12 protein-coding genes are annotated in these 12,153 nt (G+C 71.2%); 9 read left to right on the plus strand and 3 right to left on the minus strand.

The genetic code is table 11. From position 1 onward, the window contains the following. Positions 1–135: 135 nt before the first annotated feature. Entirely contained in the window at positions 136–381 is a 246-nt protein-coding gene (locus ACWED2_RS39560; protein WP_086849931.1) for an ATP synthase subunit c family protein, read from the minus strand. A gap of 1,027 nt (positions 382–1,408) precedes the next feature. Between ACWED2_RS39560 and ACWED2_RS39565 the strand changes: the two genes are divergently transcribed. From ACWED2_RS39565 to ACWED2_RS39605, 9 genes are all read left to right on the plus strand, one after another. Further along, positions 1,409–2,143: an AfsR/SARP family transcriptional regulator gene (locus ACWED2_RS39565; RefSeq protein WP_449695686.1), complete on the plus strand. Its 735-nt coding sequence runs from the start codon at positions 1,409–1,411 to the stop codon at positions 2,141–2,143. Between the two features lie 257 nt (positions 2,144–2,400). Next, the gene (locus ACWED2_RS39570; protein WP_449659794.1) at positions 2,401–2,652 is read left to right on the plus strand and encodes an acyl carrier protein; all 252 of its coding nucleotides are present in this window, start codon (positions 2,401–2,403) and stop codon (positions 2,650–2,652) included. A gap of 9 nt (positions 2,653–2,661) precedes the next feature. After that, on the plus strand, positions 2,662–3,912 hold the full coding sequence (locus tag ACWED2_RS39575; protein ID WP_449695643.1) for a beta-ketoacyl-[acyl-carrier-protein] synthase family protein: 1,251 nt from the start codon (positions 2,662–2,664) through the stop codon (positions 3,910–3,912). Then, positions 3,909–5,015, plus strand: coding sequence for a beta-ketoacyl synthase N-terminal-like domain-containing protein (locus tag ACWED2_RS39580; RefSeq protein WP_449695644.1), 1,107 nt, complete (start codon positions 3,909–3,911; stop codon positions 5,013–5,015). The genes ACWED2_RS39575 and ACWED2_RS39580 overlap by 4 nt, the downstream gene beginning before the upstream one ends. Next, positions 5,012–5,752 (plus strand): 3-oxoacyl-[acyl-carrier-protein] reductase, encoded by a 741-nt coding sequence (gene fabG, locus ACWED2_RS39585; RefSeq protein WP_449695645.1) that lies wholly within the window; start codon positions 5,012–5,014, stop codon positions 5,750–5,752. Before ACWED2_RS39580 ends, fabG begins: the two co-directional genes overlap by 4 nt. 15 nt (positions 5,753–5,767) lie before the next feature. Then, complete coding sequence (locus ACWED2_RS39590; protein ID WP_449695646.1) at positions 5,768–7,144, plus strand: preATP grasp domain-containing protein; 1,377 nt, start codon at positions 5,768–5,770, stop codon at positions 7,142–7,144. Positions 7,145–7,167: 23 nt separating this feature from the next. Continuing rightward, positions 7,168–8,205 carry a 2,3-diaminopropionate biosynthesis protein SbnB gene (gene sbnB, locus ACWED2_RS39595; RefSeq protein WP_449695647.1) on the plus strand — a complete coding sequence of 346 codons (1,038 nt, stop codon included), beginning with the start codon at positions 7,168–7,170 and terminating at the stop codon, positions 8,203–8,205. A 12-nt stretch (positions 8,206–8,217) separates the two neighbouring features. Beyond that, complete coding sequence (gene sbnA, locus ACWED2_RS39600) at positions 8,218–9,183, plus strand: 2,3-diaminopropionate biosynthesis protein SbnA (protein WP_449695648.1); 966 nt, start codon at positions 8,218–8,220, stop codon at positions 9,181–9,183. A 142-nt stretch (positions 9,184–9,325) separates the two neighbouring features. Continuing rightward, positions 9,326–10,645, plus strand: coding sequence for an MMPL family transporter (locus tag ACWED2_RS39605; RefSeq protein ID WP_449695649.1), 1,320 nt, complete (start codon positions 9,326–9,328; stop codon positions 10,643–10,645). Between the two features lie 268 nt (positions 10,646–10,913). Here ACWED2_RS39605 and ACWED2_RS39610 read toward each other — a convergent pair whose 3' ends face one another. Together ACWED2_RS39610 and ACWED2_RS39615 are read right to left on the minus strand one after the other, a co-directional pair. Further along, entirely contained in the window at positions 10,914–11,879 is a 966-nt protein-coding gene (locus ACWED2_RS39610; RefSeq protein WP_449695650.1) for an ATP-binding cassette domain-containing protein, read from the minus strand. Beyond that, complete coding sequence (locus ACWED2_RS39615; protein WP_449695651.1) at positions 11,879–12,082, minus strand: MbtH family protein; 204 nt, start codon at positions 12,080–12,082, stop codon at positions 11,879–11,881. Before ACWED2_RS39615 ends, ACWED2_RS39610 begins: the two co-directional genes overlap by 1 nt. Between the last annotated feature and the right edge of the window lie 71 nt (positions 12,083–12,153).

A 12,153-nucleotide genomic window follows, 5' to 3' on the forward strand; every position in this document is an offset into this window, starting at 1 on the left:
ACGGTTCGGCTCTGCGTGAGCTGGTCGAGCGGGTCGGTGTGTCCGTCGACGGCTGGCCGCCGGACGATCTCGGGCAGGCGGGGGTCCGGTTCGTGCCCGCGGCCGGCTGGTCCGGCCGGGCGCGGGCGGCGGGATTCACCGGTTGGATGCGATGAAATACACCACGACGCCGATCAACGCGAGGACTTCGCTCAGCACGAACGTCGAGTACCCCAACGTCTGCAGTTTTCCGCGCGCTTCCGGCTGCCGGGCGGTGCCATTGATGACGGCCGCGAAGATCAGGCCGACGCCGATTCCGGGGCCGATCGCCCCCAACCCGTACCCGATGGCGGCGAGGCCGGGGTTGATGTTGACGGCCTGGGCCAGAACTGTGTCACTCATGGACATTCCCCTTCACATCGGTCCACGCGCACGCTCGCGTGGAACAGCGGGCTCGTGCGTCACACCGGACATGGAACAGAGCTGAGGGAAGGCGCGGAAAACCGGAGGAGTTCGTCGGATCGAGCAGATCTCGGCGGCCGGGCGAGATTATCGGTAATCGAGTGGTCCGATCACCGACAGGATATCACGACTAATCGGACGCCGCCGCCGGGAATACCGCCGGGCCGCTCGGCGCCGGACCGGAAACGTCCACCGCGGCCAACCGGGGCCAACCGGGACGACCCGAGGGAGCCGGAGCCGTGCGCACGCAGCGTGATCACGACATCACCCGCTCGGCGGAGTCAGTCCGTTCGAATCCCGGGGGCCGGACACCCGGCCCGGCGAGAAGGCGCGCGCGACCGAGAACAGGGCCACTAACCCGCTTACCACAGAGACGACCGCGGCGTGACTTGTTTCGAAACTCCGTGTACGCCGTTCACCAAGCAGCGAAAGATCCCGGACAAACCCGGACGAGCCCGCAACGGCAAATTTTATTAGCCGGAGCGATACCTGAAAGATGTTTGCGTTCCCATTGCGGAGGGCCTCCGGCCGGACACCGCGGCACGTCCCCTCGGCCGGCGCCGCGACGCCCCGGACCACCCGCCCCGACGCCGACGACCACCCGGTCAGCGCGGGTTTCCGGTGTAATGACCCCGCTGCCGTTCGTGCAAGCAGCGGGCCCGCGGCACCGCCCGCGGGGACCCTACCAGCGAAGATCACCCGGAGCGGCCGGAGTGCTGACACCACCATTAATGGTGGTGCTAACACCACCACCTCTCGGGATGTCCGAATACATCGCGAGTCAAACTGTCCACGAAGTGATACTACTGACGAGTTGGGGCATTCACTGGTCCGAACGGAGGTACCTAAGCCACCAGCCCTCTGCCACTATCCTTGCGCAAAATACATCTTCGGATGGTCCGACCATGAGCAGCGGGCTGCCCGAATCTGGGGGTCGATCAAAGTGGAAATCGAACTACTAGGCGCCATGGAAATAAGATCGAACGGGAGAATTTACTCGATACGAGCGAAGAAAGTGCGGACCCTGCTGGCGATGTTGGCACTGTCGCCCGGCCGCCCGGTGTCCTACGAGCAGCTGGCGGACGAGCTCTGGGGCCCGCGGTCACTTGCCAACTCCCGCAACGCACTGCAAGCAAATATCGCACGGCTGCGGCGGCTTTTCAAGCCGATCACCGACGCGAGCGGCGAGGAGATCGTCCGGACCACCTACAGCGGCTACCAGCTGGAGGTGCCCGCCGAAGCGATCGACTCGCACCGGTTCCTCGAACTCGCGCGGCGCGGCACGTCCCTGGTCGCCTCCGCACCTCAGGAGGCCACCGCCATCCTGCGGGAGGCACTCGTGCAGTGGCGGGGGCCGGCACTGATGGACGTGCAGGAGGGGGTGCGCTGCCGGGCCGCGGCCACGCACCTGAACGAACGGCGGCTGGCCGTCCAGGAAGACCTGATCGCCGCGCGGCTGGCGGTGGGCCAGCAGCACGACATCGTGCACGAACTGAGGCAGCTGGCCACCGAGAACCCGGGCCGGGAACGGCTCAGCGAACTGCTGATGCTCGCCCTCTACCGCACCGGCCAGCAAAGCGAGGCACTGTCGGTGTTCCACCACACCAGCAAGTGGCTCGGCAGTGAGCTCGGCCTTTCACCCGGCCGCGCGCTGCGGCAGCTGTACCAGGCCATCCTGGTGCAGGACTGCATGCTCGACTGAACAGCACAGCCCCACTCCGCGGCAGGGACGGCGCGATCATCGCCGTCCCTGCTGTCTTTTCGCTGTCACGGACACGGTCCGGGCTCATTCACTCTCCTTCCGTGATCGACGACCATGATCGTGGCGCACCCGGATGACGAACGGCTGACAGAACACCGACGCCGACCCTCGTCAGCGTTCGGTCACCGCGCGGTCATCTGCGCCGCCTAGTTTTCGGCGAGGCCGAAGTTCGTCCGAAAACGCCTACAGGAGTCGTCATGACAGCGGCAGTGTCCGAGCGCAGGGAACAGATCCGCGCGATCGTCCGCGAGCACCTCGAACTCGAGGACAGCGAGCTCTCCGAGACGAGCAACTTCATCGAGGACCACGAAGCCGACTCGCTGACGCTGATGGATGTCCTCGCGGCGCTGGAGAAGCAGTTCGGCGTCACGATCGACCAGGCGCAGTTCCGCCGGATGACCGACCTGAACAGCGCCTACGACGTCGTCGCGGAATCCGCGGGCTGGTAAGGGCCGGCGATGAGCGAACACTCCACCGCACCCGGGCGACGGGTGGTGATCACCGGCTGCGGGGTGGTTTCCAGCCTGGGCACGGGCATCGAAGAGTTCACCGCCGCGTTGCGCGCCGGGCGCAGCAACGTCCGGCCGATCAGCGTCTTCGACACGACCGGGTTCGAGCACAACAACGGCTGCGAGGTCATCGGGTTCGAGCCCGAACGCTGGATCCGCAACGTCGACGTCGACTCGCTCGGCCGGGCCAGCCGGTTCTCCACCGCCGCCGCCCGGCTGGCGGTGGCGGACTCCGGCATCGACCTCGACGTGCTCCGCGAGGCGCGCTGCCTGCTGTCGGTCGGCACGACCGACGGCGAGTCGCACGAGCTCGACAGCATGGTCTCGCTGGAGATCGCGGACGGCCCGGAGGCGATGAGCCCGCGGCTGGCCCGGCGCACGTCGGCCGGCCGGCTCGCCACCTCGATCGCGCACGAGCTGCGGCTGTCCAATGTGGAGGTCGGCAGCATCGCGACGGCCTGTTCGGCGGGCAACTACGCGATCGGTCACTCGTTCGACGCGATCCGGCTCGGCGAAGCCGACTTCGCGCTGTGCGGCGGCGCGGACGCCGTTTGCCGCAAGACGTTCACCTCCTTCTACCGGCTGCGCAGCATCGCACCGGACTACTGCCGCCCGTTCGACAAGAACCGGCTGGGCATCCTGACCGGCGAGGGCGCCGGCATCCTGATGCTGGAGAGCCTGGAGTCGGCCACCGCGCGCGGCGCCCGGATCTACGGCGAGGTGCTCGGCTACGGCCTGTCCTGCGACGCCCACCACCCGGTGGCCCCGCACCAGGGCGGCATCGCCCGGTGCATGGAGCTGGCGCTGGCGAACGCCGGGGTCAAGCCCGCCGAGGTCGACCTGATCTCCGCGCACGGCACCGGCACCCACGCCAACGACAAGACCGAGGCCGCGGCGATCCGCGAGCTGTTCGGCGACGACACCCCGCGCGTGGTGTCGATGAAGTCGATGCTCGGCCACTCGATGGGCGCGGCGAGCGCGCTGGCCGCCATCGGCTGCTCGGTCGCCATCACCGAGGGGTTCATCCCGCCGACGATCAACCACGTGGAAACCGACCCCGAGTGCGCCGTCGACTGCGTGCCCAACGTGGCGGTGGAGGCGGACCTGCGGATCGTGCAGAACAACGGCTGGGCCTTCGGCGGCAACAACTCGGTCGTGCTGATCGGCCGCTACGACGGCCCGCGGGAGGCGGTGGCATGAGCACCGCGACCCCAGCCGCCCCGGTCATCTCGGCCTGGACCGCGATCTCGCCGTTCGGCCACGACCGCGGCTCCTTCGCCGACGGCGTCCGCACCCGCACGTCGCCGGTGTCCACAATAGACGCGCAGCGCTGGGCGCGGGGGCCGGCGGAGACCGCGGCCACCGTCCCCGGCTTCGAGCCGCGGGAGTTCCTCGGCACGAAGGGCACCCGGGCGATGAACCGCGTGAGCGGGCTGGCCGTCGCCGCGGCGAAGCACCTGCTCGCCGACATCGGCGTCGAGCCGGGTGACGAGCGCGACGACATCGGGTTCGTGCTGGGCACCACGACCGGCAGCGTGCAGAGCATGATGGACCTGACCCGCGCCTCGCTGACCGGCGGCAAGCCCGACCACGTCGAACCGGCCGCGGTGCCCGGCTGCGTGATGAACTGCGCCGCCGGGCAGGCCGCGATCTGGCACGGGCTCAAGGGGCCGAACGCGACCATCGCCGCGGGCCGGACCACCGGCCCGCACGCGCTGAACTACGCGCGGCGGCTGCTGCGGACCGGCCGGGCGACCCGGGTGCTCTGCGGCGCCGCCGAGGAGTACTCCCCCGCCCGCGCCTGGGTCGAGCACCACCGCCGCGGCGGGGGCGACCCGGTGGTCATCGGCGAAGGCTGCGCGATGTTCCTGCTCGAACCCGCGGAGCTGCGGCCGCCCGGCCGCCGGGTGCTGGGCACCCTGGAGGGGTTCGAATCCCGGGTGTGCCTGGACGGCGACCTCGCCGGGACGGTCACCGTCGCGGTGCGGGCGCTGCTCGCCTCCGCCGGGGTCGCCCCCGATCAGGTGTGGGCGGCGACCGGCAGCGGCTTCACGGACTCCCGCGGTGCCCCCGTCGAGACGGTGGCGCTGCGGGCACTGTTCGGCGACACGGCCGTCGACCGGGTGCCGTCCGCGGACCTCCTCGGTGACACCGCGTCGGCGAGCGCGATGTTCCAGCTCGCCGCCGTCCTCAGCGTCGCCGAATCCGCCGGGCGGGCCGGTGCCGACCACACGGTCGTCACCACCTGCGACGACGACGGCGCGGTGGCGTGCACGCTGCTGCGGCTCGGCGAGCCGGCATGAGCGCCCCCAAGGTCGCGCTGGTGACCGGCGGTTCGCGCGGCATCGGCCGCGCGGTCGTGCTGAGCCTCGCCGAAAGCGGCCACGACATCGCCTTCTGCTACCGCTCGGACGAACAGTCCGCCGACGTGCTCGCCAAGGAGGTGCACGACCTCGGGCGGCGGGCGGTCGCGACGCGGGTCGACGTCACCGACCGGGAAGCGGCCGGCGAGTGGGTGGCCCGCACGGCCGCCGGCCTCGGCGTCCCGGACACCGTGGTGACGTCGGCGGGCATCACCCGCGACGGCGCGTTCGTGACGATGACCGAGGACCGCTGGACGGACGTGCTGCGGACCAACCTCGACGGCGTCTACAACGTGTGCCAGCCCGCCGTGTTCCTCATGCTCAAACAGCGCCGCGGCAGCGTCGTCACGCTGTCCTCGGTGTCCGGGGTGTACGGCAACCCGAAGCAGGTCAACTACTCGGCGTCCAAGAGCGGTGTGATCGGCTTCGCCAAGGCGCTGGCCAAGGAGGTCGGCCGGTTCGGCATCCGGGTCAACACCGTCGCGCCCGGCATGATCGAGACCGACATGACCGCCCAGCTGACGGACAAGGCCCGCGAGAAGCTGCGCGCGGCCATCCCGCTGGGCCGGTTCGGCACCGCCGCGGAGGTCGCCGACCTGGTGGCCTACCTGGCCTCCGACCGCGCCGCCTACATCACCGGAAGCGTATTCGAGATCGACGGCGGCCTGGTCGTCTGAGCGGAAAGGTCCACAGTGGACACCGACAACCCGGATTTCATCGCGCGGCTGAAGACCGCCGCGCTCGGCTCGGCCGAGCACCCGCTGGTCTTCCTCGGCAACTTCGAGGTCGAGGAGCTGTGGGCGGCCGACGAGCTCGGCCTGCCGCGGGTGTCCGCGGCCGGCAGCACGGCGGTGGTCAACAGCATGGACGAGTTCGCGCTGCTGCTGGGCGGCAAGGGCGACCACGTCGTGCTGAAGCACGCCCCCGACCCGGACTACCACCGCTACCTGCTCGACCTGGGCTTCGAGCTGCCGGAGGTGCACGTCGTCGCGGCACCGGACCCGGCGCGCAACGTCAGCCAGGACGCGCTCGCCGATCCCGCGCTCGTCGCGGCGCTCGCCGAGCTGGCCACCGACGGCGCGCACCTGCTGCCGCACGGCGCGTCGGCCGTCGAGGAGGAACTGGCGGCCCGCACGGGCGTGCCGCTGGCCACCCCGCCCGCCGCGCTCTGCAAGGCCGTCAACAGCAAGGTCTACAGCAGGCAGCTGGCCGACGAGCTCGGCCTGCGGCAACCGGCGGGCTGGCTCTGCGACACGCCCGAGCAGCTGGCCGAAGCCGTGCCGGAGGCCGCCAAGGTGCTCGCGGACGGCGGCACGGTGGTGGTGAAGGAGGCGTTCGGCGTGTCGGGGAAGGGCATCGCCGTCGTCACCAGCGAGCAGCGGCTGCTGCGCCTGCAGCGGATGATCGAACGGTCCGCGCGCAAGGCGGGCCGCGACCGGATCGCGCTGGTCACCGAGACCTGGGTCGACAAGGTCGCCGACCTGAACTACCAGTTCACCGTGGGCCGGGACGGCTCGGTGCGGTTCGACTTCGTCAAGGAGGCCATCACCGAAAACGGTGTCCACAAGGGACACCGGATGCCCCCGCGCCTCGACGAGGCCCAGCACGCGGTGATCCGGCACGCGGCGGACGTCCTCGGGGCTCGCCTGGCCCAGGACGGCTACTACGGCGTCGTCGGTGTCGACGCGCTGGTCGAGCCGGACGGCGGCATCTTCCCGGTGCTGGAGATCAACGCCCGCAACAACATGTCGACCTACCAGGTGCCGCTGCAGGAGCGGTTCGTGCCCGAGGGCACCGTCGCGATGGCGCGGCACTACCCGGTGCGCCTGGCCGCTCCCCTGCCCTTCGCGCGGCTGCGCGAGACGCTCGGCGACCTGCTGTTCGCCGGTTCCGGGAGCGGGCTGCTGGTCAACAACTTCGCCACGGTCAACGCGGGCGCCGGGGTCGCCGCCGCGGGCGAAGCCTTCGCCGGCCGCCTCTACGGCGTGCTCATCGGCCCGTCGGCGGACACGCTCGACGAGCTGGACCGCCGGATCACCGACCGCCTCGCCACCCTCGCCGCCGAATAACCATGCCTCAGGAGGCAGCCAGCATGAGCACCAGCACGTCCGTCCCGGAGTTCGCCGTGATCTCCGGGGCGCAGGTCCACGACGTCCTCGGTGGACAGGAGAAGCTCGTCATCGACCTGATCGAGTCGGCCTACCGCCTGCACGGCGACGGCGACACGGTCAACCCGCCGTCGTACTTCCTGCGCTTCCCCGACCGGCCGTCGTCGCGGATCATCGCGCTGCCGGCGTCGGTCGGCGGGGACATCGCGGTCGACGGGCTGAAGTGGATTTCGAGCTTCCCGGAGAACGTCGCGAGCGGGCTGCCGCGGGCGTCGGCGATCCTCGTCCTCAACGACCGGCGGACCGGCTATCCGCTGGCCTGCCTGGAAAGTTCCATCATCAGCGCCACCCGCACCGCCGCGTCGGCCGCGCTCGCCGCCGACTGGCTGACCCGCGACCGGGCCCGCCCCGCGCGCCTCGGCATCGTCGGCACCGGCCTGATCGCCCGGTACATCCACACGTACCTGGCCGCCGGGGGCTGGACCTTCGACGACGTCGGCGTCTTCGACCTGAGCACCGCGCACGCCGAAGGGTTCCGCGGCTACCTGAACGCGGCCGGGCAGGCGTCGGTGACGGTGCACGAGTCCGCGGAAGACCTGATCCGCGGGAGCGACCTCGTCGTGTTCGCGACGGTCGCCGGGGAGCCGCACGTCCACGACCCCGCGTGGTTCGACCACAACCCGCTGGTCCTGCACGTCTCGCTGCGCGACCTCTCGCCGGAGGTGATCCTCGCGTCGACCAACGTCGTCGACGACGTCGAGCACTGCCTGAAGGCGAACACCTCGGTGCACCTGGCCGAGCAGCGGACCGGTGGCCGCGGCTTCCTCTCCGGCACCCTGCACGACGTGATGACCGGCAAGGCTGCCCTGCCGAAGGACCGGCCGCTGGTCTTCTCGCCCTTCGGGCTCGGGGTGCTCGACCTCGCCGTCGGCAAGCATGTCTACGACCGGCTGCACGCCTCCGGCGAGCTGCGGACCGTGCCCGAGTTCTTCTTCGAACTCGACCGGTACGGGAAGAAGTAACGGGAGCCTCGCGTGCCGATCATCACCGCCCCGCAGGACTTCAACACCGACGACCTGTTCGTCGACCTCCGCCGGTTCGCCGGCCGCCCGCTGTACCTCAAGTGCGAAGGCTTCAACTTCGCCGGCTCGATCAAGATCAAGGCGGCCCGGTCGATGGTCGCCGCGGCCGAGCGCCGCGGCGACCTGCGGCCCGGCTCGACGCTCGTGGAAAGCTCGTCCGGCAACCTCGGCGTGGCGCTGAGCCTCGTCGCCGCCAGCTCGGGCTACCGGTTCGTCTGCGTCACCGACTCGCGGTGCACGCTCGGGGCCCGGCAGCTGATGGAGACGCTCGGCGCCCAGGTCCGCATCGTCACCGAGCCGCACCCGGAGCACGGCCTGCTGGGCGCGCGCATCGAGCTGGTGCGGCGGCTGTGCGCCGAGCACGGCCACGTCTGGCTCAACCAGTACGAGAACGCCGGGAACTGGCGCGCCCACTACGAAACGACCGGCCCGCAGATCGCCGAAGCCTTCCCCGACGCGGACGTCGTCTTCATCGGGGCCGGCACCACCGGGACGCTCATGGGGTGCGCCCGGTACCTGCGCGAGCACCGGCCCGGCACCCGGGTGGTCGCGATCGACACGGTCGGCTCGGTCACCTTCGGCACGCCACCGGCCCGCCGGATGATTCCCGGGCTGGGCACCGGGATCCGGCCGCCGCTGCTCGACACTTCGTACGTCGACGACGTCCTGCACGTCGAAGAAGCGGACACCGTGCGCACCTGCCGGGCCCTCACCCGGGAAGGGTTCTGCTTCGGCGGCTCGACGGGGACCGTCGTGAGCGGCGCGCTGAGCTGGCTTTCCGAACACGAAGACGCCGGCACGGCGGTGGCGATCGCGCCCGATCTCGGCGACCGCTACCTCGACACCGTCTACCACGACCAGTGGGTGGCCGACCTCTACGGGGAAGACCTGCTCGAGGACCCGGTCCGCGTCCTGTGATCCACCACACACGGCCTAGCACCACCGCGGATCCGGGACTCACACCCCGTGAACGAACGGTCACGGTTCACTAGACTCGAACACATGCGCGGGGGGACACGACCGCGAACCTGCCATGCCCATCGGGTCGAGGGGGACGATCGTGAAGCCTTCACTGGCCGTCCGCACCTCCTGCTGGTCCGCCGGCCACGCCGGTGCGGTGATCGCCCTCTGGCTGGTTTTCGTGGCGCTGGCCGAGCTGCCGGGTCTCACCGGCGGGCACCGGCTGGGCGACGGCTCGCTCTCCGACCCGGACGTGGCGGCGAACTGGTGGCCGCTGATCGCCGCGCCCGTCGCGGTGCTCCTGAGCGTGCCGTTCTCCCGGCTGCTGCTGCTCGTGTCCGCGCTGTTCATCAGCGTGGTCACGGCGGCGTCGGCGGCGATGCTCGACACGGTTTCCGAGTCCGTCACGATGTCCCCGCGCACCGGCGACGCCGCACTGCTGGTCGTCATCACGGTTTCGGTGCAGCACATGCTGTTCGCCTTCTGCCGGCGACGGGAAGCACTCGCCGGCGGCAACGACGCGACGCGGGCCGCGCGGATCGTCGCGAGCACGGCGGGCAACGCCGCCCTCGTCGCCGGCAGCGGGGTGGCCGCGGCGCTGGCCGCGGTGGCGCTGGCCGGCTCGGCGGAGCTGGTGCCGCTGGCCACCGCGGTGCTCGTCGCGGTGCTGGTGGCGACGATCGCCGCGCTGAGCCTGCTGCCCGCCCTCAACGACCGCGTGCTCACCTCGCCGAGAGAGCTCCCGCCGCAGCCGCCCGCGCGGCTGAAGGTGAGCGACCTGCCGCGGTTCGTCCGGCCCACGGCGATCGCGGCCGGGGTGCTCTCCCTCGGCGCCACCGCGGTCTACGGGTCGCTGCGCGTGTTCTCCCCCGGCTGCCCGGGCTGCCGGCCCCTGGCCGCGGACCTCGACGGCGGCGGCGTCACGACGATGCTGGTCGTCCTCGGGCTGGCCACACTCGTCGCCTACCGGCGGCCGGTGGTGGCGCTGGCGACGTTCCTGCTGAACGGCGTCGCCGTGCTCGCCGGGCTGGGGCTGCTGGCCCTGCTCGTCGACCCGCTGCCCGGCTGGGCACCGATGGTCCTGGTGGTCGTGCTGCTCGTGCCGGCCAACCACCTGCAGGTCTACCTGCTGCACCGGCTGCGCAGCGAGACACTGGCGGGGATGTCCCGCCGCAACACGGTGGCACACGCGTGTCGCCGGGCCTGGTCGGCATCCGGCGGCGCGCTGCTGGTGACGGTGGCGATGTGGCTGGTCTGGGGACTGACCGAAAGCGGCGACGTCCGCGAGTTCGCCCTGGCGACGGCGGTGGTCCTGGTGGCCGACACCGTGATCGTCCGGTTCTGCCTGCTGCCGCGGCTGGCGGTGCTGGGAGGCCGGACGAACTGGTGGCGGGTCAGGGGCCCGAAGAGCACCCGGTGACGCAGCCTCGATCCCGCCGGTTCCGCCCCCGATCACGCGTGTTCCGACTTCAGGCTCACGACTCGAACCTGGCCACGCGAGTTCCGGCTCCGATCACGCCAGTCCCGGGCCCGAGCACGCGAGTTCCGGCCTCGATCACGCCGGATCCGGCCTCGGCCTCGCGGGATGCCGCCGCCGGAACGCCGGACGACGGCACCACTTCCGATCGTCCGGTTCCTCCTGCTGCCGCGGCTCGCGGTGCTCGGAGGCCGGACGAACCGGTGGCGGGTCAGGGGCCCGAAGGGCGCCCGGTGAGGTCGAGGAACACTTCGTCGAGCGTCGGGCGCCGCAGGGCGAAGTCCGTGTACTCGACGCCCGCGTCGCGCAGGGCGGCGGCCGCGGCCGCGACACCCCCGGGGGTGTCGGCCAGCTCGACCGCGATGCTCCGCTTGCGTTCGTCGACGGTCACCGCCGAGGCCGAGACACCGGACAGCGCCGAAACCGCGGGCTGGAGCCACTTCTGCTCGGCCACGGCGACCTCGAGCCGCTCCGCGCCGATCTTGCGCTTCAGCTCGTCGGCGGTGCCCTCGGCGATCACCCGGCCGTGGTCGATCACGACGATGTGGTCGGCGAGGTAGTCCGCTTCCTCGAGGTACTGCGTGGTGAGCAGGACCGTGACCCCTTCGTCGACCAGGCCACGGACGATCCCCCACAGCGTGCTGCGGCTGGCCGGGTCGAGGCCGGTGGTCGGCTCGTCGAGGAACAGCACCGACGGGCGGCCGATGAGGCAGGTCGCCAGGTCCAGCCGCCGCCGCATGCCGCCGGAGTACGTGCCGACCGCGCGGTCGGCGGCCGCGGTCAGGTCGAACCGCTCGAGCAGCTCGGTGGCCCGGTCGCGGGCCCCGCGCCGGCCGAGGTGCAGCAGCGTGCCGAGCAGCTGGAGGTTCTGGCGTCCGGTGAGCAGCTCGTCGACCGCGGCGTACTGGCCGACGAGGCCGATCCGGCGCTGCACCTCCTTCGCCTGCGTGGCCACGTCGAACCCGGCGACCCGGGCGGTGCCGCCGTCCGGGCGCAGCAGCGTGGCGAGGATCCGGACCGTCGTGGTCTTGCCGGCGCCGTTGGGGCCGAGCAGGCCCAGCACCGAGCCCGCGGGCACCCGCAGGTCGATGCCGGACAGGGCTTGGTGGTCGCCGAATCCCTTGCGCAGGCCGGTGACTTCGATGGCCGCTTCGCGGTCGAGCGCGTCGCTCGCCATCAGCCGGCGTCCCGCAGGCTCTTCGGGCGCAGGTCCGTCCAGGTGGCCTCGACGTGGGCGATCGCCTCCGCGCGGGAGCTCTCCCCCAGTGCGACGTCCCACCCCGGCGGCACCGCGGCGAACACCGGCCAGATGCTGCGTTCTTCCTCGGCGTTGACCAGGACGAGGAACCGGCCGTTCTCGTCGTCGAATGGACTCGTCACTTCAGTCTCCGTTGTCTCGGGCGGCTTGCTGTCATGGTGTTCGGCTCGGCTGACGGTGCGCTGACCGCCAC

It is taken from the genome of Amycolatopsis sp. NPDC005003, assembly GCF_053600695.1.